Source organism: Dyadobacter endophyticus, from assembly GCF_014641595.1.
GTDB classification, from domain to species: domain Bacteria; phylum Bacteroidota; class Bacteroidia; order Cytophagales; family Spirosomataceae; genus Dyadobacter; species Dyadobacter endophyticus.
Genome location: NZ_BMIA01000001.1, coordinates 1859967 through 1882776 on the forward strand (window position 1 = coordinate 1859967; position 22810 = coordinate 1882776).

Consider the following 22810-nt stretch of genomic DNA (forward strand, 5'->3'; position numbering starts at 1 on the left):
TTAATAACAGTGGTCGCAATTTTTAATTAACTCAAAATTCTATCCAAAAGCCCTCTCAGTGGCTCAAATGACCCTTTTTTAGCTGTGGTGCTGTCAAAATTCAAAAAATGAAACGTAACTTTCGGTGTACAATTTCATAACTATGACCTCAAAATTTTCACAATCAACAATTCGATTTATTGCTCAACATCAATGGCTTAGCTGGCTATGGAGTTTTTTAATCTTAGTTGCGTGCACTTGGCCGGGCAAAGATCTGCCTGCGGCACCCGTCTTAGGTTTTGACAAAATTGTCCACTCGGGACTCTTTACAGTATGGGCGATTCTCGCGCTGATTATTTACCCTGAAAAAAGCCGCCTGGTGGTGGGATTGGGAATGGCTTACGGGCTGGGGCTGGAATTTTACCAGCAGCTTCTGCCATTTGACCGCACTTTTGACTGGTGGGATGCCGTGGCAGATGCTGCTGGTGTGGTAATCGGTTACCTTTTTACAAAAGTGGTGCTCAAAAACTAGCGCCAGCGTTTGTACTGGTTAATCAAACCGTTGGTCGAGCTGTCGTGGTTGGTAACCGGCCAGTCGTTTTGTAGTTCGGGGTATATTTTGTTCGCGAGCTGTTTACCCAACTCAACACCCCATTGGTCGAAGCTGTAAATATTCCAGATGATACCTTGTACGAAAATCTTGTGTTCGTACATTGCGATCAAGCTACCTAGTACTTTCGGGGTGATCTTCTTCACGAGGATCGAGTTGGTAGGGCGGTTACCTGAGAAAACTTTGAACGGCGCGATTTGCCCGATCTCTGCATCGCTCTTTCCGGCTGCCTTCAATTCAGCACGAACTTCCTCATCGGTCTTACCGTTCATCAAAGCTTCGGTTTGCGCGAAGAAGTTGGATAACAACATTTTATGATGATCGCCCAGCGGGTTGTGGCTGATGGCCGGCGCGATAAAATCGCAAGGGATCAGTTTGGTTCCCTGGTGGATCAGCTGGTAAAATGCATGCTGACCATTCGTACCCGGCTCGCCCCAGATCACCGGACCGGTTTGATAACTCACCGCATTGCCGTCGCGGCCGGTGCTCTTTCCGTTACTTTCCATATCTCCCTGCTGGAAGTACGCTGCGAATCGGTGCATGTACTGATCGTAAGGGAGGATCGCCTGCGTTTGCGCGTCGAAGAAATCGTTATACCAGATCCCGAGCAATGCGAGGATCACCGGAATGTTGCGTTCAAGCTTGGTCGTACGGAAGTGTTTGTCCATCTCGTGCGCACCCGCGAGGAGCTGCTCGAAATTCTGGAAGCCTACATAGCAGGCAATCGACAAGCCGATCGCCGACCACAACGAGTAGCGGCCTCCCACCCAATCCCAGAAACCAAACATGTTTTCAGGATCGATCCCGAATTTTTCTACTTCTGAGCGGTTGGTCGAGATTGCAACGAAATGTTTCTTCACATGTTCCTCATCCGACGCCTTTTCCAGGAACCAGCTCCGCGCGCTGTGCGCATTCGCCATCGTTTCCTGGGTGGTAAAAGTTTTGGAAGCGATCATGAACAGTGTCGTTTCCGGATTCAGCAACTTCACGGTTTCGGCGATATGGGTACCGTCGACGTTGGATACAAAATGTACATTCAATCCATTTTTCGCGTAGGCTTTCAATGCCTCGGTCACCATTACCGGGCCCAGGTCGCTGCCTCCGATGCCGATATTCACGATGTCGGTAATTTCCTTTCCAGTATAACCCTTCCATGCACCCGATCTTACCCGCGTCGAAAACTCCTTCATTTTCGCAAGTACTTCGTTTACATCCGGCATTACGTCCTGCCCATCCACGAGCACCGGTTCATTGGAACGGTTCCGCAATGCAGTATGCAAAACGGCACGTCCTTCGGTCACGTTGATTTTCGCACCGGTGAACATCGCCTCGATCGCTTCCGCCAGACCAGCCTCTTCGGCGAGTTGAACCAGGTATGAGCGCGTGCGCGTGCTAATTCGGTTTTTGGAATAATCCAGTAATATGTCCCCGAAACGGATGGAGAACTTTTTATGGCGATCGGTGTCTTCCTCGAAAAGAGTCTTTAAATGCTTTTGTGAAATGGTTTTGTGATGCGTTTTCAGCTTTTTATAAGCCGCCAACTGATCAAAGGGGACGTTTGAAAGCATTGTTTCTGGCGTTATGGTAAAAAAATCAAACCTTGGTTGTGCAAAAATAGGGTTTTACGGCGGTTAATACGTGTTTTCCCCGATTAACTCGCCTGGCAAACTCCACGAAAATACCCCACCGATTCGGCGATTCCGGCCAGGGGCTCTTTCATATCTTTCTCATATTCAAGGCTGCACGAACCCGGGTATTTCACTTTCCGCAACATTTTCACAAATGCGGGAATATCAATAATTCCTCGTCCCAATTCACAGGTTGTACCGTCCTTGGTGGCTGCTGTGACGTTTTTGAGGTGAATGTCAAAAATGCGCTTGCTGTACTTCCCAAGGTCTGCCACCGAATCCTGATTGTCGCGTCGGTTGTGTCCCATATCAAAACAAAGCCCCACCCGCGGGTCAAGGTCTTTTACGAGGTTGTACACCGAGGCTGCGTTCGGGTACAATTTATCCTCCGGCCCATGATTATGGATCGCATATCGGATATTGTACTCCTTAACCTTCTGCTCCACATATTTCAGGTCGTCATGGTTAGGAATGCCCACGATCAGGTCGACGCCCACCCGCTTGGCATAGTCGAATGCATTGTCGATCTCCTGATGGGTTTTGGTATAAATTGGCCCGACAGCATACCCCGTAACGCCCGCGTCTTTCAGCTTCTGGTGAAATGCGGCGATTTGTTCGGCAGTACTATTATAAGGCAAATGAAAATCCTTGATACACAAATAATGAACATCTGTCTTCTTCATCATTTCGAGCGCTTCGTCCAGCTTGAAATGCACAAAACTATAACCGGCCATACCGAGCTTGAATGTATCCTCTTTTTTTGCCGGGGCCGCATTGCTTTGGTCCGGGAGTGAAATGATACTGCCGGCCATGAGCCCGGCGATGCCTTTCTTGACAAATGTTCTTCTCGAATTCATTCTGTTCAGATTAAATTAATTGCTGTATACGTAAAAGACGAAGAGTTACAGATTTACCACCTATCAACTCAAATCTTAAGTTTTATCCCAATCCGGTTAATGGCGCCAGTGAGTAATATGACCAGCAGTGAAAAGCAGGCCGATTTCACAAGACCTACCAGTCCGGTACGCAAATACAACGGCAGGCTGATCCCCGCCAACGTAATGACAGCATACCATATATAAGGAATCAGATAGCAGGTCAGCGTAGCGGTACCGGCCGGGTTGAGCACGTTAGCCCAGTTTCTCAGCTTACGCAAGTCAACAAGCCAGAATAGAAACGCAAATGCAAAAAGGCTGATGCCCGTGCAAATGCCTACCCAGGCCGGAGTGGCCCTGATTTTTGAAATGCCCCAAAATGGACGCGTACCAAAACCGTAGGCGAGGCAGATAACGCCAAAGACGATCAGGATTACCAGAAAAGTGTTGCTTGCCGCATTCCGGCCGGTTCGGTAAATCACCGAAGCTACCACACCGCCCATTACAAAAGCGGGCATCGAGCCGCTGCCTACGACCCACACGTGCTTCCTGACGGGATCAAGGAAATCCAGCGTACCGGCAAAACTGGCCAGGTTGAAAAGCACAAAAAACAGCCATCCGGCGATTGCCCACGCGAGGCGGTCGCCCGTGAGCACATACGTGAGCGCGCCAAGCAGGTACGACCACCCGATAAGGCCTAGTATACCATACCAATGCGTTTCCATCCAAGACGGATTCTCAGGATCTCCTCCCCTGTAAATCAATGCCAAACCCACAAGCAGCAGATAACCAGCTACTTTCAATGCGGTATAAAATCCCTTTCTTTCCGGATTGGGTGGGTAGACATTCCAGATCAGGAAAAAGGCGATAACCATTCCGATTTCCCATACATATTTACTGACTACCATCGCTTCTTCTGCAATATTCTCGTAGTTGACAATGAATATTCCCATGAGCAATAAAGCAAAGGTTCGCTCAGCAATGTGCCTGATAATCAATACATTTGAATCTCCTTTTTTCCTACGGTTCGAAATGGCGAAAGGAATGGAAAGGCCTACTATAAACAAAAAGCCGGGGAATACGACGTCCGAAAGTCCCATCGCATCTTCACTTGCTTTGCTATGTTCAAGCCATTTGGGAACGTTTTCGAGCGACCACAGGTCGTTCACAAAAATCATCAAAAACATGGTGACCGCACGAAAAACGTCGATCGAATCCAGGCGGAGCGAGGATGAGGTAACTTTGTTCATCAGGAAGACAGGATTTAGGAAAGCCTAATATAGCGGTTTTCTGTCTTTCTGAAATTCCTATGGGGACTTTCCAGAAATATTTGGATAGATGCAAACGCCATTCCCACTTGGAGAATGGCGCTTAAAATTAGCTAAGTCAAAAACTAATCAGTAGTTAAGTGTTTTGCGACGATTGCACTAATCTCCACTATAAATATCTCCGTAAATCACATTACCGTTCTGCAATTTTGCGTAGGATCGATAGAAGTAAACCTCGACTTCCGCGTCAGTGAAAGGAGCCGATTTTGAGTGATCGCCAACCGTTCCTGGTAAATCAAAAACTACCTTTGGCCCATCTACGGTCGGAGTAAAATCCGCTGGGTTATTTCCGAACGGAGCTAAAAGATATGCCACGCCATACTCTGTGATCCCTACATTACCTGTGCTTTCTATTCTTAGGTGAAAGAGCGGCTTTCCTGTCTGTGAATTAAAGGTGACCTCCACCGTTTTCACCACTGGCAAAACCTCCGGATTCGGCTCATGATCCGTACAAGCAAAGCAACAGAGGATCACAAACGCGAGCATTCCGAACAAATGGATAGAGAATTTCTTCATGATTGAATTTCGTTTTAATGGACATATAGGATTCATACAGCTAAATATAACTGGTGTAGGTAACTGCCCGGATATCGTCGATCTACGCCATTATCTAACGGCAATCGATGAATTATTAATCGGAAAACTTTGACTGCTGATCGGAAGAAGTGTTATAAGACTATCGATTCGCAGTGTTGATGAACTACCGGCTAGTCTCGTTTATTCAACTGCAATCAATAAGAAGTTTCGCTAGGGCAGCGTAGATTCGGGATTCACTTACGCTATTCATCCCAATCATCATCCAACGAAGACGCCTCTTCCGTTTTTACCGAGGACGCCACCGCCTCGTTGATCTCCTTCATTTCTGATGGAGTCAGGTCCCGCCATTTGCCGACGGGTAAGTTTTGAAGCGTTACATTCATAATGCGAACGCGTTTCAACTTGTTTACATTATAACCGAGGTATTCGCACATGCGACGGATTTGCCTGTTGAGCCCTTGTGTTAAAATGATAGTGAATACAAAACTGCTCTCTTTCCGAACAAAGCATTTTTTAGTAACAACCCCCAAAACAGGCACGCCGGAGGACATTTTCTGAATAAAATCGGGCGTAATCGGTTTATTGACAGTCACCACATATTCTTTTTCGTGATTGTTTCCGGCACGGAGAATTTTATTTACGATATCTCCGTCGCTTGTGAGAAATATCAAACCTTCCGACGGCTTATCGAGCCGCCCGATCGGAAAAATGCGTTCCTTGTGACGAATGTAGTCGATAATATTTCCCTTAATGTGGCGCTCGGTAGTGCAGGTAATGCCCACCGGTTTATTGAACGCAATATAGATGGCCGGCTTTTTCGCTTTAAGCGGCTTGCCGTCCACGCGCACGTCGTCGCCTTCTGCCGCTTTGTCGCCCAAAACTACTTTCCGGCCGTTAAGCGTCACCCGGCCCTGCTCTACGAGTTTGTCGGCTTCACGGCGCGAACAAAACCCGGTTTCACTGATAAACTTATTGATCCTGACTGGCTCCACTGATTTCTATACTTTTTCCAATGCTGTATTTGGCATATCGGACGGCAAATTAATTCAAATCACAAAAAAAATGTGGTTACATATAAAGATTCAGGCGTTTTTGCCCTTTACCTCTTCAATGCTCAATATATCAGATCACAAAATAGAACAAATTGCCGGTCTATGAAAAATCGCTTTTTACTAAGTCAACTCTTCATTTGGATAACCATTCTTTCCCTGCACGCGCAACCGGCGCGGAGGCCCGTCGAGGTGATCGTCACGACCGACCGCGACGACTGGACTTACAAACCCGGGGATAAAGTGCAATTCATCGTCAGCGTGCTGCGCAATGGAAATCCTGTCAAAAATGCTCATGTGCGTTATGAAATAGGGTTGGAAAAACTTGACCCGACTATCAAGGAAACCAAAACTGCCGCTAACGGTACGCTAACCATCGACGGCGGGACACTCAAAACCCCCGGCTTCCTGCGCTGCATCGCCTGGGCGACTGTCGACGGCGTGGAGTTTCGCGGTCTGGCAACGGCCGGTTTCGATCCGTTGAAAATACAGCCCACTGTTGCGAACCCAGAGGATTTTGACACATTCTGGGACAATGCAAAGAAAGAACTGGCAGCCGTGCCAATGGATGCGAAAATGACTTTGCTCCCAGACCGCTGCACCGAAAAAACGAACGTTTACCATCTAAATCTCCAAAATAACCGCCAGGGCGTACGCGTCTACGGTATTTTGAGTATTCCAAAAAAGGAAGGGAAGTATCCTGCGCTACTCCGCGTGCCGGGTGCCGGCGTCCGCGCCTACTACGGCGATGTAGCCACTGCCGACAAGGACATCATCACGCTCGAGATCGGCATCCACGGTATTCCCGTAATCATGGATCCGTCGGTTTACCTCGATATGGGCCAGGGCGTACTGAATGGCTATCCGGCTTATAATCTGGATGATAAGGACAATTTTTATTACAAACGCGTATACCTCGGCTGCGTACGCGCTAACGACTTTCTGACGAGCCTGCCGCAATACGACGGCAAAAACCTGGCCGTCACCGGCGGAAGCCAGGGCGGTGCGTTGTCCATCGTCACAGCCGGCCTCGATCCGCGTGTCAAATGGCTGGGCGCATTCTATCCCGCATTGAGCGATGTGACGGGTTACCTACACGGCCGCGCGGGCGGATGGCCGCATTATTTTGATAAAAACGGGGTGAAAACAAACAATACGAAGGAGAAACTGAACACGGTTTCCTACTATGATGTGGTCAACTTCGCGCGCCGTGTGAAGGCGCCGGGACTATATATATGGGGTTTTAATGACGAGACCTGCCCGCCTACTTCCATGTACGCCGCCTATAATGTCACCACCGCCCCGAAAGAGCTGAAACTCTACCTCGACACCGGCCATTGGACGTATTCCGATGAACGCGACCTAATGAACAACTGGCTGGTCGAGAAACTCAAAGGAAAGTAATACAAACCAAGCAAACCGAAACGAATTCTTATGGATCGCAGATCATTTATTGAAAAGTCGGCGCTAGCGGGTGCTGCTTTCTCATCGCTCCCGCTACTGTCTGCATTGAAACGTGCCGCACCCTACCGCACGGCGCTGATCGGCGCTGGCTGGTGGGGTACAAATATCCTCCGGTGCGCTGTTCAGGCGGGAGAGTCCAAGCTGGTGGCGTTGTGCGACGTCGACCAGAACCAGCTCAAAATCTGCTCCGAAGTTTTTTCCAAACTTACCCCGGACAAGCCGAAGCTCTATAAGGACTACCGCGAAATGCTGGCCAAAGAAAAACCGGAGATTGTGATCGTAGCGACGCCCGACCACTGGCATGCGTTGTGCTGCATTGCGGCCATCGAGTCCGGTGCACATGTTTATGTCGAAAAACCCATTTCTCATACCATTAAGGAAGGTCGCGCGATGGTGAATGCCACGCGCAAGCACGGACGAATCGTACAGGTGGGTACGCACAGGCGCGTGTCACCGCATAATGTGTCGGGTATGGAATTCCTGAAATCGGGTAAGGCGGGAAAAATCGGAATGGCGCGGGCATTCGTGCATTACGGAGGCGGCCCGGGCCAAAAAACACCGGACGCCGAGCCGCCGCAGGGTCTCGATTGGGACTTCTATTGCGGACCAGCGCCTTTGGTCCCTTACAATAAAACTATCCACCCGAAAGGTTTCAGGAATTATCTCAATTTTGCCAACGGTACTTTGGGCGACTGGGGCATCCACTGGCTCGACCAGGTGCTGTGGTGGTCGGAACAAAAATACCCGAAAAAGATATACTCTACCGGCGGGCGGGCGATCCGGCAGGACAACACCGATGCCCCCGACCATCAGGTAGCCGTATACGACTTTGACGGTTTTACCCTGGAATGGGAGCACCGCAATTTCGCAGCAAACAATGCCGAAAAAACGCACCCCAACCAGGCGGTCGGCGTATATTTCTATGGTACCGAGGGCACCTTCCACATGGGATGGCTGGACGGCTGGACGTTCTACCCTACGAATCCGAACAAACCGGTGATCCACCAGGACGCGCAGCTCAACAAGCCCGACGACCAGAATATCCAGCAGCTCTGGGCCAATTTCCTGGAATCTATCAAGAGCAATAAGCCGCCGATCTGTGAAATAGAAGTGGGACAGCGTTCCACGAATGTGGCATTATTGGGGATGCTTTCCTACAAACTGGGAAGAAGCATTGTATGGGATGGAGAGAAAGAAATTATTCCCGGGGACGACGAGGCGAACAAGTTGCTAAGCCGCAACTATCGCGGGGAGTGGAAGTATCCGCAGGTGTAAAGTAGTCAGGAATTGACAGACTTAGGCAAGAGTGGTCAGAAAAAAGTCAGGTGTAGTCAGGAGTTGTTACATGCAAAAAATTACAATAACTACCTCTGACCACACCTGACTATTACTGACTGCCCTTGACTATTCCTGACCTTTGACGGCCGTCAGTCAATCTTAACTACTTCCGCAGGGATATTGTAATGATCTACCGCTTCGCGTGCAAAGCGCACGTGCCCGCGTGGGGCCATCAGATATAACTTAGCACCCTTCATTCCTGCCAATTCGCTCAAGAGTTTCCACTTTGAAATGTGACCGCGCATCTGGTCAGTTTTCATGCAAACTTCGAGGTAATGACGGTTGAACATATTAACGCCTGTCACATCTGGCGTAAAACGAATATTATCGGCCGCCCTTTCGTAGGACTTGGGTGTTTCGTACCCTTCCATATTGGCCTGAATGTCCTTGAACCCGTGCGACTGTGCCCACTTAACGACAAGCGGGATAAATGCTTCCTTTTCCATAATATCACGAATAATTTTCTGCTTTATTCCGGCAGTTTCTACAATACAAATCTTGACTGAGCAGAGGGCATACGACAGAAGCGATATTCCCGATTGTGCAGGATCTTTCGTTAAAGGTAGCCCATTTTCCGCAAAACCGCAAATTAGCGGCCCGCGAGGTCAATCTTCAAGTTCATCCTTGAAATTGTTGAAGGCCGCAAGTAACTCGCGGTGCGCTCTGGCATTATTCTGAATCTGTGCCAGTTCCACGCCTTTTCGGTAAATTTCCTCAGCCTTTTCTATTTTTTCCATCGCAGCAAAAAATGCGCCAGCGTGGTAATAGGTCGGAAGATAATCCGGATGTTTTTCGAGGAGAATGTCGAAAAAGCGCCTAGCCTCTTGGAGATCCGATTTGGAATATTCGATCGCGAGCGCGTAGACATTGAACGGGTCGGCTGGGTCCTCTTCGTAAAAAGCGAGTAAATTGGCGAGTAAGGAGTTATTCATCGATATTATTATGCTTGCATACTATTTACTTTTCCCTTAATTTGCCCGGGCAAAGTTATTCTCATCAAACGCAAAGATAAGTAACCATACCATCATGAAAATACTCGTTTGTATAACTAATGTCCCCGATACAACCGCTAGAATAAGCTTCACCGACAACGACACCAAGTTAAACAAAAACGGTGTTCAGTTCATCATCGGCCCTTATGACGACTATGCGCTGGCCCGGGGTGTAGAGCTGAAAGAGCAATATAGCGGCAGCCTGACGGTCCTTCACATTGGCGAAGCCGATGCCGAGCCGCAAATCCGCAAAGCACTCGCCATCGGTGCCGACGACGCTATCCGTGTGAATGCGGAGCCGCAGGATTCCTATTTCGCAGCAGCACAAATTGCCCATATTGCCAGCCAGGGCACCTATGATCTCATCCTGATGGGCCGCGAGTCCATCGATTACAACAGCGGCGTAGTGCACGGGCTCGTGGGTGAAATGCTGGGCATCCCCTCCTACTCGCCGGTCATGAAACTGGATATTGACGGCAACAATGCCACCATTACCCGGGAGATCGACGGCGGCAAGGAAGTGCTAAAAGCGCCGCTCCCATTGGTGCTGGGATGCCAGGAGCCTATTGCCGAATGGAAAATCCCGAACATGCGCGGCATTATGACGGCGCGCACCAAGCCCCTGAATGTGGTGGAGCCGGTTTCTGTGGATGACATGACCGCCCCGCAGACTTACAAACTGCCCGCACCGAAAGGCGCTTGCAGGATGATCCCGGCGAGCGAAGCCGAAACGCTCATCAAACTGCTGCAAACGGAGGCCAAGGTGCTGTAACTCCGGTGTATTTTTTCTCATTAAAATGAAAACGATCATGTCAGTCCTTATATATGTAGAACTCGATAACGGTTCAATCAAGAAAACCTCGCTGGAAGCAGTGGCTTACGGCGCGAAAGTGGCGGAAAAAACCGGCGGCCAGGCTGTGGTGCTGGCATTGGGCAAAGCAGAAAATACAGCCCTTGAAATAGCCGGACAATATGGTGCAGCGAAAGTACTCCACGCCGCTGCCGCCGAACTGGAACACGAAAACAGTCTCGCCTACGCGAACGCGCTCGTGCAGGCGGCTACGCAGGAAGGCAGTAAAATCATTATCCTTTCCAAATCGGGCCTGGGCGACGCCATGGCGGCACGCGCGGCAGCGAAATTGAAAGCGGGAATCGTCTCCGGGGTGACCGCATTGCCTGAGACGGATGGTGGTTTCAAAGTCACACGAAGCATCTTTACGGGCAAGGCATTCGCAACGACCGAGATCCGGTCGGATATTAAGGTACTTGTTGTCCGCAAGAATGCAATCGAACTAGATGAGGCGGGCCTCACAGGCGGCAATGCAGCCGTAGAAGCATTCCAGCCAACATTACGCGACAGCGATTTCACAGCCAGTGTTGTGAGCGTTGAAAAAGCGGACTCGGAATTATCCTTAACCGAAGCGGAGATCATCGTTTCCGGCGGCCGCGGAATGAAAGGGCCGGAGCACTGGCAGCCGCTGATCGACCTTGCCAAAGCGCTGGGCGCGGCAACCGGTTGCTCAAAACCCGTTTCCGACCTCGACTGGCGCCCCCACCACGAGCATATCGGGCAGACGGGCATTAAAGTGGCACCGAGCCTGTACATCGCCTGCGGCATTTCAGGCGCGATCCAGCACCTGGCAGGCGTGAACGGTTCCAAATGCATAGTAGTGATCAACAAAGATCCGGAAGCGCCGTTTTTCAAAGCCGCCGACTATGGTATCGTCGGCGATGTTTTCGAAATATTGCCTAAACTAACCGAAGCTGCAAAAAGCCTTAAATAGTGTTTCCAGGGCTATTCTTTCAAATTAGTTAAAAGAACAAGTTCAGAAAAAATAGCTTAAAATCAGGTGATTAACCTGATTTAGTTTTAACCCTGGCAATAGCCGCCCAATCTTAACCCTTACAGCATTTTTTTATGCAGTAAGGGTTATTTATTTTTGCACCTTTGATCCGCCAATGGCGCTTTTCAAACAGGAACACTTTAACGGGTTTACTTGTTAATTCGTTGAAAATCAAGAATCAGCCCGAAGACCATTCACCACGACTGTTAACCATTTGCGCATTTAATTCAAACGTGAAAAAAATCAAGTTAGAAATTCTGGGGCTTTCACCAAGCCAATCCCAAGCCGGCTCGTTTGCATTGGTACTGGGGGAAGAACTCGGCAACCGCAGGCTGCCCATCATTATCGGCGTATTCGAAGCCCAGGCCATTGCCGTCCAGATTGAAAACATAGTACCCAACCGCCCGATGACGCACGACCTGTTCAAGTCGTTCGCCGACGGTATGAATTATACATTGAAGGAAATCGTCATTTCTGACCTCAAAGAAGGCATTTTCTACGCCAAAATCGTCTGTACCGACAACCTTCGCGAAGTAGAGATCGACGCCCGCCCATCCGACGCCATCGCGATCGGCCTGCGTTTCGACATTCCTATTTATACTTACGAAACCATTTTGTCCGAAGCGGGCATCGTTTCCAGCTCGATGACCGAAGAAGAAGATGAGGACGAGGACGCCGTTCGCGAAACCATCCGCCCCTCCGGCTCAAAGGATTCGCTCCGTGATCTTACATTTGACGAGTTGCAACGCATGCTCGACGACGCCCTTTCGAAAGAAGATTACGAGAAAGCCGCGAAGATCCGCGACGAGATGGGAAGAAGGAACTGAAAGCACCATTATAGTTAAAAATAGTTAAGGATTGTCCCCAAAAGGGCTGTTTTGAAATTTTAATCCTTATTTTTGCCCGAGTCGTTTTCCAGAAAACCGAACCAACGACGAGCGAAATCCTACGCTGTTATGCCTAAAAAAAAGAAGATCGGGAGTTATCCCAACGCAATGATCGTCATGAGCCTTACGGCTGCATTGTTTCTGATCGGCTTTTGCGGGCTACTGGTGATCCAATCTAAAAAGCTGGTTTCCATTATCCGTCAGAACATCGAAGTACGGGTGTTCATCAATAAAGAAGTTTCCAAGGCGGGCCAGGATTCGATACTTCGTATCATTCAGGCAAAACCTTTTGTACTGAATTCCGGAGAAACAAAGGCCATTACATTTGTTTCAAAAGAGGAAGCAGCCAAGGAATTTATTGAAGGCACTAAGGAAGATTTCGCCACGTTTCTCGGCGAAAACCCATTGCGCGACAGCTACCGCGTGAAAATCCAGGAAGATTATTTCGAAGAAGCGAAGCTGCAACAGATCAAGAAAGAGCTGGATCAGGTGAAAGGTGTGTATGAAGTGGTGTATCAGGAAGATCTGGCCGACAATATCAACCGCAATGTGACCAAAATCTACATAGTCCTGGCAAGCTTTGCCCTGGTTATGCTGATCATCATTGTCTTGCTGGTTAATAATACGATCAAGCTCGCGATCTATTCACAGCGCTTCCTGATCCGCAGTATGCAGCTCGTAGGCGCAACCAACGGCTTTATCCAAAAACCTTACGTGCTGCGCGGGGCAATTCAGGGCCTCGTTGGCGGCATCGTGGCGGCTCTCCTGCTGATCGGCCTTCAACAACTGGCAGTCCGTAATGTGGAAGGGCTGGCGCTATTGCAGGAATATGACAAGATCGTGATCCTCGTCCTTTCCGTGCTCGGCCTTGGCGTCGCAATCGGCGTTGCAAGTACCTACCAGTCGCTGGCGCGTTACCTGCGCATGGCATTGGATGATTTATATTGAACAGTAACCGGAAAATAAACGTATGAGTACTTCAAAAAATGAACTTCCATTTTCATCATCCAACTATGTGATGATGCTGGTCGGCATCGCGGTGATCCTCGCAGGCTTCCTGATCATGACATTCGACGGCGAAGAGTTCGGTTTCGGCTTTCTTGGCCTAACCCTTGGCCCTCTTGTTACCATTACGGGCTTCATCATCGAGTTCTGGGCGATCCTCCGTAAACCCGCTAATTCATGAGTATCTGGCAGGCCATCATTTTAGCGATTGTTGAAGGAATTACCGAGTTTTTGCCCATCTCTTCCACCGGGCACATGATCATAGCCTCCTCGTTCATGGGGATCAGCCATCTGGAATTCACCAAAATGTTCACGGTCAATATCCAGTTCGGGGCTATACTTTCCGTACTCGTTCTTTACTGGAAGCGTTTTTTCCAGACTACCGATTTTTATTTCAAACTTTTCGTGGCATTTCTGCCGGCAGCCGTAATCGGTTTCCTGCTGAACGATTTCATCGATGCCTTGCTCGAAAATGTATGGGTAGTATCCATTTCACTGCTTTTAGGAGGCTTCGTGCTGATCTTCATCGACCGCATTGCAAACGATACCCGCGAGAAGGTGATTACATTTCCTACCGCATTGAAAATCGGCTTTTTCCAGTGTATCGCCATGATCCCAGGCGTTTCGCGTTCGGCGTCGACCATTATCGGCGGTATGCTCAACGGCCTTTCGAGAAAACAGGCAGCTGAATTTTCGTTCTTCCTTGCCGTACCCACAATGGCTGCCGCGGGAGGTTACAAACTTTTGAAAACGTACGATACCATTCAGAAAGAAGATATTCAGACGCTGCTGATCGGTAATGCCGTCGCGTTCGTCGTGGCGATGCTGGCTATCAAATTCTTTATCAGCTTCCTGACCAAATACGGTTTTAAAGTTTTCGGCTACTACCGTATTATCCTCGGCCTGATCCTGCTCGGCTTGCTGGCGTCGGGCTACAAGCTGGATGTTGTTTAGCCCCCTTGATCCCCCTAATTTGAAACAAGAAGAAAACATACCCGACGAAGGCGAAGTTATCCTGATCGATAAGCCTTTGACGTGGACTTCATTTGACGTGGCCAACAAGCTTAAAAGAGCTTGTAAATTCAAGAAAATAGGCCATGCCGGTACATTAGACCCGCTTGCCACCGGCTTGCTCATCCTCTGTACCGGTAAAAAAACAAAGCAGATCGACCACTTCCAGGCGCAGGAAAAGGAGTATACCGGCACATTGGTGTTGGGTAAAACAACGCCCTCCATCGATCTCGAAACCGATTTCAACGTCGATTACCCCACCGACCACATTACCCCGGAAGTGCTCGAAAATGCGCGCAAACAGCTCACCGGGCATATCGAGCAAATCCCGCCGCTTTATTCCGCTATTAAAATCGACGGCGAACGCGCATACAAGCTCGCGCGACGGGGCGAGGAGGCCGAGATCAAGAAGCGTGCGGTAGAGATCAAGCTATTTGAAATAGACGCTGCCCAGTTTCCTTCCATCGATTTTAGGATCATTTGTTCAAAAGGTACTTATATTCGCAGTATGGTTCGTGATTTCGGCGAACTGGCCGGCAGCGGCGCTTACATGAGCAAGCTGTGCAGGACCAGGATCGGTGAGTTCGACCTGAAAGATGCGTGGGAGCTGACCGCTTTCATCCATCAGAAACGAGTGGCTTTGAATTTGGAGGTTGACGAATGAACATTTATCATAGCCTGGATTCCTTTCAAAAACTGGAATATGGCGTCGTAACCAGCGGTACTTTCGACGGGGTGCATCTGGGACATCAAAAAATACTGACCCGTCTTAAAGAGATTACCGAGCAATCGGGTGGCGAATCGGTGGTCCTCACATTCTGGCCGCATCCGCGTACCGTGGTCTCCGAGGACAGCCAGGACCTGCAACTGCTTTCCACGATCGAAGAGAAAATCGAGCTGTTTTCGAAGCTGGGCATCCAGCATCTTGCGATCATCCCATTCACAAGGTCCTTTTCCGAGCTCACTTCCGACGAGTTTATCAATCAGATTCTGGTAGAGAAAATCGGTACTAAAAAGCTGGTGATAGGCTACGACCACCGTTTTGGCCGTAACCGCGAGGGCAGTTTTGAATTTTTACAAAAGAATTGCTCCGAATATGGTTTCGAAGTGGAAGAAATTCCCAGGGAGGATATCGAGCACACGGCCATCAGCTCGACGCGTATTCGTAAGTCACTCATTACCGGGCACATCCATGAAGCTAACGAGTTGCTCGGGCGCGCATATTCACTTTCGGGAACCGTGGTAAAAGGGAAACAACTGGGCCGCACGATCGGCTTTCCCACGGCCAACCTATACGTGCACGAACCATATAAGCTGATCCCGATGAACGGCGTGTATGTGATCAATGCGGTTTACCAGGATCAGGTGTTTCGGGGAATGCTCAATATCGGCGTGCGCCCCACAGTGGACGGCACCATCAGGACGATCGAAGCGAACCTATTCGGCTTTGATAAAGAAATTTACGGCGAAGACCTCCAATTAGAATTGCTTCATTATCTTCGTCCCGAACAGAAATTCAACGGGCTGGATATGCTCGTCAAACAGATCGGAATCGACAAGGAAAACACCCTGGCCTGGTTCGCCTGACCTAATCAGAACTCTTTTTACCTACTCATACAGTTTGCTTTTGCGAAAAGCGTGCCTACCCGGCACGCTTTTATTATGCCTATACGTAAAATCCGGGCCGAATCCGCTTTATTAACGGATTCCTACTCCCAATCCCTTTGCTTTATGAAACACTACGACGCTATTGTGATCGGTGCGGGCCAGGCGGGCACGCCGCTTTGCCGCAAATTGGCCGAATCGGGCCTGAAAACTGCATTAATTGAGAAGAGATGGGTAGGCGGGACTTGCGTCAACGACGGCTGCTCCCCTACCAAGGCCATGATTGCCTCCGCAAAAGCGGCATGGTCGGTGCGGCATAATGAAACCCTCGGCGTGCACGTGGGCGGCATTACCGTCGATTTCGATGAAATCCTCGACCGGAAAAACAGCATTGTGCACACCATGCGCGGCAATTCTGAAAAGCGCATCCTCAACACCGCAGGCCTGGACCTGATTTACGGTACAGCGCGGTTCTGCGGTCGAAAGGAGATCATGGTTTCGTTAACGGACGGCGGCACGGAAACATTCACAGCCGACAAGTTCTTCATCAATGCCGGCTTACAGCCCTTAATTCCCGACATTGAGGGAATTCACACGATTCCTTATCTCACTTCCACCAGCGTCATGGAGCTGTCGGAAATTCCGGAGCATCTGGTCATTCTCGGCAGCGGGTATATTGCACTGGAATTTGGTCAAATGTTCGCTCGGTTTGGCAGCAAGGTTACATTGATTGAGCCTTCGGAAAGAATTCTCAAACGAGAGGACAAGGATATTGCCGAAGCGATCGTGAAAATCCTCGCTAAGGAAGATATTGAAATACTCACCGGCACAAGGGCTGTCAGATTCTCCCAAAACGGGCATATTATTGCCGCGAGCCTTGAAACGGGAGGAATTAAAAGTCAGCGCTCGTGCACACACGTGCTTGTAGCCGCGGGGCGCGAGCCGCAACTCAGCGAATTTGGATTTGAAGCCGCAGGTATTGAGCTAGATCAAAAAGGTTATATCAAAGTGAATGCACAACTTGAAACCTCGGCAGAAGGCATTTACGCATTGGGGGATATTAAAGGCGGCCCGGCGTTTACGCACGTTTCCTTTGACGATTACCGGCTGATCGTTCAGCATGTCATTAAGCAAAAGCAAATCAGCATTGAGAACCGCCTCATCCCATATTGCATGTTCATCGACCCACAGCTTGGCCGTGTGGGCATTACCGAGCAGGAAGCGCGGGAAAAAGGGCTTGATATTAAAGTAGCAGTTCTGGAAAACGATAGCGTGGCGCGTTCCATTGAAACCGGCGACGAACGTGGCATGATGAAAGCCGTTGTGGATGCCCAAACGGGCAAAATCCTGGGCGCGGCGGTGTTGGCCGAGCAAGGTGGTGAGATTGTTACGATCCTGCAAATGGCCATGATCGGCGGTGTTACCTATGACCAGATATTGAACGGCGTTTTTGCGCACCCAACCTACGCCGAGTCGCTAAATAACCTTTTCATGACGCTCGAATCGTAACCTGCTTTTGCTTTTTTCCAGAAAAATGGATCGTTTTCTGACTGATTTACGTAGAAAAAGAATATGCAAATCCTTTTGCAAACCTGAACCACGTACCTGTTCGCAAACATCATGATCATTGCCGACCGCATCAGCAAGCATTTTAATGGTATTGAGGCAGTTAAAGATGTTTCCTTCCAGGTTAGCGAAGGCGAAACGATGGTATTGCTGGGCACAAGCGGCTGCGGCAAAACCACCACGCTCAAAATGCTCAACCGGCTGATCGAAGCAACTTCCGGCCGGATCGAAATTCTCGGAAAAGACATCAGCAAAGAGAAACCGGAAATACTCCGGCGATCGATCGGCTATGTGTCTCAAAACAACGGGCTTTTCCCGCATTACACAGTTGCCGAAAACATTGCCGTGGTGCCGAAACTGTTGAACTGGCCCGCAAACGACATTGGCCGGCATACCGACCGCCTGCTCGAACAGCTCAAACTCCCTGCCAATTTCAAAGATAAATACCCGGACGAGCTCAGCGGCGGCCAGCAGCAACGTGTCTCCATTGCACGTGCATTAATCGCCGACCCACCGGTATTGCTGCTCGACGAGCCTTTCGGCGCGCTCGATCCCGTTACGCGGGCAAGTGTACGCAGGGATTTCACCGAACTGCCGGCATTGAAACAAAAAACCACCGTTCTCGTAACGCACGATGTGCAGGAGGCGCTCCAATTGGGTGACCAGATTTGCCTGATGGACCAGGGTCGCATTGTGCAGCAAGGCAAGCCCGGCGACCTGTTGCTAAGGCCCGTGAACGAGTTCGTGCATGCCTTTTTGGGCCAGCAACTCGAAGACATTTCCCGCATTTACGAACGCATCAGAGCACAGGCATAATGGAAGAACAACAGTCACTATGGGCATTTATGACGCAGCAATCAGACAAGCTGTGGAGCCAGACTGTGGCCCATATCGGCCTGACCTGCATTTCGCTACTCATCGCGATCGCCGTCGGGGTACCCCTGGGAATCTGGATCGCGCGGCGGAAAAAGGCAGCGTGGCTGGTACTGGGCATCGCCGGGGTGCTGCAAACCATCCCCAGCATCGCATTGCTCGGTTTTATGATTCCGCTACTTGGTATTGGGGCGTTGCCGGCCATTACCGCGCTGTTTCTGTACGCATTGTTACCCATTATCAGGAACACCTACACCGGCATTACGGGCGTCGACCCGGCCATTACCGAGTCGGCACGGGGGATGGGCATGAGCTCGCAGCAGATACTGACGAGCGTAGAACTGCCACTGGCGATGCCGGTGATCCTGGCAGGAATCCGTACCGCGACGGTCATTAATGTGGGCGTTGCTACACTGGCGGCCTACATCGCCGCGGGCGGCCTCGGAGAATTTATTTTTGGAGGAATTGCTTTGAATAACACCCAGATGATCCTCGCCGGTGCTATTCCGGCTGCATTGCTGGCCATTCTGCTCGACTTTCTGTTATCATTACTTCAAAAGACGGGTTTAAGCAGAATGCGTAAGATCTCCGTTGTCTTGCCCGTTCTGCTGCTTTTGCTCTCTTCTTTTTACTTAATACCTTATACCAAAGGCGCGTTACTGGCTGGTTTCACTCCTGAATTTATGGGACGGGAAGATGGTTACATGGGCTTGAAATCGAAATACGGGCTCGACATTCCGACCGTCGTGATCAGCGACGCAGTGATGTACAAAGCTGCATTTGAGAAAAAACTGGACGTTATCAGCGGGTACAGTACTGATGGCAGGCTCAAAGCGTTCGACCTCGTGACGCTGAACGACGATCAGCATATTTTCCCGCCGTACTATGCCGCGCCGGTCGTACGGAGTGAAGTACTCCGGCAATATCCTGAATTACAGACTGTTTTCGAAAAACTTTCGGGTTATATCAATGATTCAGTCATGACGGAACTGAACTACCGGGTCGATTATTTGAAACAGGCGCCGGACCGTGTAGCACATGACTTTCTAGTGTCCAAAAAACTCTTCCTCTCGCCCCGCAACGGCAATGAGGGAACAATACGCCTGGGTTCGAAGATTTTTGCCGAGCAGTATATCCTCATTCAAATGTACAAGGAGCTGATCGAGGGCAATACAGACCTCAAAGTCATCACCAAAACCGGTTTGGGGGGTACCAAAATCTGTTTCGATGCATTGAGCAATGGAGAAATCGATATGTATCCGGAATATACCGGAACAGGCCTGCTGGCGATCCTCAAACCCAGCCACATGCAGCTTAAAAAGCTCGGCGGCGACCGGGAAAAGGTTTATGAATATGTCAAAAATGAGTTTTTAAAACGATACAAGCTGCAATGGCTCCGGCCTATCGGCTTCAACAATGCCTATGCGCTCATGATGCGTCGCACGCAGGCACAATCCTTGAATATCCAATCCATCACCGATCTGAAAAACTATGCAACTAATGGAAACCACCGGCATTAGGGAAGCATTTCACCATGTCAGAAAGCATTCGGAATACATTTGCGAACCGCTGGAAGCCGAAGATTACGTACCCCAGCCCGTCGCATTCGTGAGCCCGCCCAAGTGGCACCTCGCACACTCGACCTGGTTTTTTGAAACATTCATCCTCAAACCCAATGTGCCGGATTATCGTGTTTACGATCCCGATTTCAACTATTTGTTCAACAGCTACTACAACAATGTAGGCGAGCGCACCCTACGCACGGACCGCGGGAATGTCACCCGCCCGACGACGGCAGCCGTGTACGCCTACCGAAAATACGTAGACGGGCATATGGACGCATTCCTCGAAGAACTGACCGACCCGGAGGTCGAGGCCCTGGTTGAGCTTGGCCTGCATCATGAACAGCAGCATCAGGAGCTGCTTATTACGGACATTAAATACATTCTGGGCCATAACCCGCTTTTTCCGGTTTACCGTAAAGGACAGAATATGGTCAATGCAAGGAACACCGAAACCGGCTTTATTACCATACCCGAGGGCATTTACGACATCGGACACCATGGCAAAGGGTTTTGTTTTGATAATGAATTAGGCAGGCATAAAGTGTTTCTGCACGAGTTTGAAATAGCCAAAGGGCTGGTTACCAATGGCGAGTATGTTGAATTCATGCATGCAGGCGGCTACCAGGATTTCAACCTTTGGCTGGATGAGGGCTGGTCGTGGGTAAATGAAAACCGCATTTCAGCCCCAATGTACTGGCATTTCATCGACGGCGGATGGCATTATTTCACACTGGACGGCTTGCAAAAGGTTGATTCCGAAGCCATTCTGAGCCACATCAGCTTTTTTGAGGCCTCTGCATTTGCGCAATGGAAAGGCATGCGGCTGCCCACCGAATTTGAATGGGAAGTCGCGTCCACCAACCTCGACTGGGGACGGCGCTGGGAATGGACCAACAGTGCCTACCTGCCCTATCCCGGATTTTCTAAGGCGCCGGGGGCCGTTGGCGAGTACAATGGTAAATTTATGGTCAACCAGATGGTACTGCGTGGAGCCTCCGTGGCAACCTCGCCAGGGCATGCACGCAAAACCTATCGTAATTTCTTTCACACACACGAGCGCTGGCAATATACCGGCATCCGGCTAGCGCGATAATTTGATAGTTATGACAGACTTACAGACTTTTGCCAGAGACATCCACAAGGGATTGTCCGCACCGCAAAAACACATTTCGAGCAAATACTTTTACGACGACATCGGCAGCGGGATATTTCAGGACATCATGAAAATGCCAGAATATTACCCTACCCCCTGTGAATTTGAAATTTTGTCGCTGCAAGGAGAGAATATTATTCAAAAACTGGAATTCAAAGGCCCGTTCCAGATTGTCGAATTCGGAGCGGGGGATGGCATCAAAACGCGACAGCTGCTAAAAAAGCTCGTCGAGCGGCAGGTCGATTTTACCTACGTGCCGATCGACATTTCGTCCAGGGCCATCGAAGAACTGACGACTAATATGCTCAGTCATTTGCCCGGTTTGAAGATCAGCCCGATGGTCGGCAACTACTTTTCGATGATGGAGGAACTCGCTGCGTCCGGCGTTCCGAGTCTGCTGCTTTTCCTCGGCGGCAATATCGGGAATTACGAAGCGCACGAGGTCAACGGCCTGCTTGCCGATTTCCGAAAGTGCATGAATCCGGGCGATTACCTGCTTACCGGCTTCGACCTGCAAAAGAACCCGGCCACTGTCCGTTGCGCTTACGATGACCCGCGAGGCATTACCAAATCTTTCAATATCAATCTATTACACCGCATTAACCGGGAATTAGGGGGTAGTTTCAAGACTAACCAGTTCGATTTTTACTCGCATTATAATCCGGTCAATGGCGAGGTAAGGAGCTATCTCGTGAGCCTTGTACCGCAAAAAGTACATGTGCGGCACACCGACAAATGCTATGACTTCGACCGAAACGAGCTCATTTGGACCGAACTTTCCAAGAAATATACGTTAACTGAAATTGAAGAAGTGGCTAAGGTTAACGGTTTTAGGGTCGTGGAGCATTTTCAGGACTGCAAGGCCTATTTCACCGACAGCCTTTGGACATTATAAAAGCGGCCGGGCTATTTGTTGTCCCGGCCGCTTTCATCAATAACATGTTGCACTAGTTACTCGATACGAACTTGTTGAAGCGGCTTTCCTTGCCATCGGCTGTTTTTTCCTGGTACAGGAATTCGAGTTTGCTTTCGTCGAACTTTTGGAAAAACTCATCCCAGCTGATTTCCTGCAAAGAATCTTCACCGCTGTAAGCGGGAAAATCGATGCGTAGGATGCCGCCGCCATTTTTTTTCGTGGCGGTTCCCTTCACCATCGAAGGCACACCGCCACGCTTCTCCACCCAGGCCCGGATCGTTTCGTGATCACGCGTCGAAGTGTCGGATTTAGAACTGCCGGTCGACTTTTTCGTACCGGCCGCCTTGGTTGTTTTCGAAGTCGCCGCTTTCGAAGCCGCTTTTGAGGCAGCAGGTTTCGATGCGGTGGTTTTCGATGCAGTTGTTTTTGTAGTGCTTTTGGTTGTTGCCTTGGCGGCCATGCTTTTGGCAGACGCCCCTGTTGCGGCATGCTGCTTCATTTTAGAAGTGGCTTCCCTGGTATTGCCCTTTGTTGTAGTAGCCATGGTTTCAGTTGTTTGATTTGAAACCCAACAACTTCAAAAAG

The 22810-nt window shown here is 49.7% G+C and carries 24 protein-coding genes; 16 read left to right on the plus strand and 8 right to left on the minus strand.

Annotation, left to right across the window (positions count from 1 at the left end; translation table 11 throughout):
• Positions 1-142 precede the first annotated feature (142 nt).
• On the plus strand, positions 143-511 hold the full coding sequence (locus IEY24_RS07645) for a VanZ family protein (protein WP_188930241.1): 369 nt from the start codon (positions 143-145) through the stop codon (positions 509-511).
• On the opposite strand, the gene pgi is transcribed toward IEY24_RS07645, so the two are convergent.
• The 5 genes from pgi to rluF form a co-directional block, all read right to left on the minus strand.
• The gene (gene pgi, locus IEY24_RS07650; RefSeq protein ID WP_188930243.1) at positions 508-2157 is read right to left on the minus strand and encodes a glucose-6-phosphate isomerase; all 1650 of its coding nucleotides are present in this window, start codon (positions 2155-2157) and stop codon (positions 508-510) included. The two genes, IEY24_RS07645 and pgi, sit on opposite strands and share 4 nt — an antisense overlap.
• A gap of 83 nt (positions 2158-2240) precedes the next feature.
• Positions 2241-3074 carry a sugar phosphate isomerase/epimerase family protein gene (locus IEY24_RS07655; RefSeq protein WP_188930245.1) on the minus strand — a complete coding sequence of 278 codons (834 nt, stop codon included), beginning with the start codon at positions 3072-3074 and terminating at the stop codon, positions 2241-2243.
• Between the two features lie 68 nt (positions 3075-3142).
• Entirely contained in the window at positions 3143-4342 is a 1200-nt protein-coding gene (locus IEY24_RS07660) for a heparan-alpha-glucosaminide N-acetyltransferase domain-containing protein (protein ID WP_188930247.1), read from the minus strand.
• A gap of 177 nt (positions 4343-4519) precedes the next feature.
• Positions 4520-4936, minus strand: coding sequence for a hypothetical protein (locus IEY24_RS07665; RefSeq protein WP_188930249.1), 417 nt, complete (start codon positions 4934-4936; stop codon positions 4520-4522).
• A 263-nt stretch (positions 4937-5199) separates the two neighbouring features.
• Entirely contained in the window at positions 5200-5949 is a 750-nt protein-coding gene (gene rluF, locus IEY24_RS07670) for a 23S rRNA pseudouridine(2604) synthase RluF (RefSeq protein ID WP_188930257.1), read from the minus strand.
• Positions 5950-6111: 162 nt separating this feature from the next.
• Here rluF and IEY24_RS07675 point away from each other — a divergent pair, with 162 nt between their 5' ends.
• On the plus strand, positions 6112-7410 hold the full coding sequence (locus IEY24_RS07675) for an acetylxylan esterase (protein ID WP_188930259.1): 1299 nt from the start codon (positions 6112-6114) through the stop codon (positions 7408-7410).
• Positions 7411-7440: 30 nt separating this feature from the next.
• Positions 7441-8745 (plus strand): Gfo/Idh/MocA family protein, encoded by a 1305-nt coding sequence (locus IEY24_RS07680; protein ID WP_188930261.1) that lies wholly within the window; start codon positions 7441-7443, stop codon positions 8743-8745.
• A gap of 152 nt (positions 8746-8897) precedes the next feature.
• Here IEY24_RS07680 and IEY24_RS07685 read toward each other — a convergent pair whose 3' ends face one another.
• Both IEY24_RS07685 and IEY24_RS07690 read right to left on the minus strand, forming a co-directional pair.
• A complete protein-coding gene (locus IEY24_RS07685) occupies positions 8898-9254 on the minus strand; it encodes a hypothetical protein (protein ID WP_188930263.1) in 357 nt (118 codons plus the stop codon).
• Between the two features lie 159 nt (positions 9255-9413).
• Positions 9414-9740 carry a tetratricopeptide repeat protein gene (locus tag IEY24_RS07690; RefSeq protein ID WP_188930265.1) on the minus strand — a complete coding sequence of 109 codons (327 nt, stop codon included), beginning with the start codon at positions 9738-9740 and terminating at the stop codon, positions 9414-9416.
• A 94-nt stretch (positions 9741-9834) separates the two neighbouring features.
• Between IEY24_RS07690 and IEY24_RS07695 the strand changes: the two genes are divergently transcribed.
• The 13 genes from IEY24_RS07695 to IEY24_RS07755 all read left to right on the plus strand — a co-directional run bounded on the left by IEY24_RS07695 (position 9835) and on the right by IEY24_RS07755 (position 22204).
• Complete coding sequence (locus IEY24_RS07695) at positions 9835-10572, plus strand: electron transfer flavoprotein subunit beta/FixA family protein (protein ID WP_188930267.1); 738 nt, start codon at positions 9835-9837, stop codon at positions 10570-10572.
• Between the two features lie 37 nt (positions 10573-10609).
• A complete protein-coding gene (locus IEY24_RS07700; protein ID WP_188930269.1) occupies positions 10610-11584 on the plus strand; it encodes an electron transfer flavoprotein subunit alpha/FixB family protein in 975 nt (324 codons plus the stop codon).
• A 293-nt stretch (positions 11585-11877) separates the two neighbouring features.
• Entirely contained in the window at positions 11878-12471 is a 594-nt protein-coding gene (locus tag IEY24_RS07705) for a bifunctional nuclease family protein (protein WP_188930271.1), read from the plus strand.
• Positions 12472-12600: 129 nt separating this feature from the next.
• Complete coding sequence (locus tag IEY24_RS07710) at positions 12601-13479, plus strand: cell division protein FtsX (RefSeq protein WP_188930273.1); 879 nt, start codon at positions 12601-12603, stop codon at positions 13477-13479.
• 22 nt (positions 13480-13501) lie between these two features.
• Complete coding sequence (locus tag IEY24_RS07715; RefSeq protein ID WP_188930275.1) at positions 13502-13717, plus strand: DUF3098 domain-containing protein; 216 nt, start codon at positions 13502-13504, stop codon at positions 13715-13717.
• Complete coding sequence (locus IEY24_RS07720) at positions 13714-14490, plus strand: undecaprenyl-diphosphate phosphatase (protein WP_090146186.1); 777 nt, start codon at positions 13714-13716, stop codon at positions 14488-14490. Before IEY24_RS07715 ends, IEY24_RS07720 begins: the two co-directional genes overlap by 4 nt.
• Positions 14480-15211: a tRNA pseudouridine(55) synthase TruB gene (gene truB, locus IEY24_RS07725; protein WP_188930277.1), complete on the plus strand. Its 732-nt coding sequence runs from the start codon at positions 14480-14482 to the stop codon at positions 15209-15211. The genes IEY24_RS07720 and truB overlap by 11 nt, the downstream gene beginning before the upstream one ends.
• Positions 15208-16134, plus strand: coding sequence for a bifunctional riboflavin kinase/FAD synthetase (locus IEY24_RS07730; protein WP_188930279.1), 927 nt, complete (start codon positions 15208-15210; stop codon positions 16132-16134). Before truB ends, IEY24_RS07730 begins: the two co-directional genes overlap by 4 nt.
• A 144-nt stretch (positions 16135-16278) precedes the next feature.
• On the plus strand, positions 16279-17661 hold the full coding sequence (locus IEY24_RS07735) for a mercuric reductase (protein ID WP_188930281.1): 1383 nt from the start codon (positions 16279-16281) through the stop codon (positions 17659-17661).
• Between the two features lie 111 nt (positions 17662-17772).
• The gene (locus IEY24_RS07740) at positions 17773-18534 is read left to right on the plus strand and encodes an ATP-binding cassette domain-containing protein (RefSeq protein WP_188930283.1); all 762 of its coding nucleotides are present in this window, start codon (positions 17773-17775) and stop codon (positions 18532-18534) included.
• Positions 18534-20111: an ABC transporter permease/substrate-binding protein gene (locus IEY24_RS07745; RefSeq protein ID WP_229221574.1), complete on the plus strand. Its 1578-nt coding sequence runs from the start codon at positions 18534-18536 to the stop codon at positions 20109-20111. Before IEY24_RS07740 ends, IEY24_RS07745 begins: the two co-directional genes overlap by 1 nt.
• Positions 20092-21249, plus strand: a complete 1158-nt coding sequence (gene egtB, locus IEY24_RS07750) for an ergothioneine biosynthesis protein EgtB (RefSeq protein WP_188930285.1) — start codon at positions 20092-20094, stop codon at positions 21247-21249. The genes IEY24_RS07745 and egtB overlap by 20 nt, the downstream gene beginning before the upstream one ends.
• A gap of 10 nt (positions 21250-21259) precedes the next feature.
• Entirely contained in the window at positions 21260-22204 is a 945-nt protein-coding gene (locus IEY24_RS07755; RefSeq protein WP_188930287.1) for an L-histidine N(alpha)-methyltransferase, read from the plus strand.
• 52 nt (positions 22205-22256) lie between these two features.
• Here IEY24_RS07755 and IEY24_RS32760 read toward each other — a convergent pair whose 3' ends face one another.
• Positions 22257-22769 carry a hypothetical protein gene (locus tag IEY24_RS32760; RefSeq protein ID WP_229221576.1) on the minus strand — a complete coding sequence of 171 codons (513 nt, stop codon included), beginning with the start codon at positions 22767-22769 and terminating at the stop codon, positions 22257-22259.
• Positions 22770-22810 lie beyond the last annotated feature (41 nt).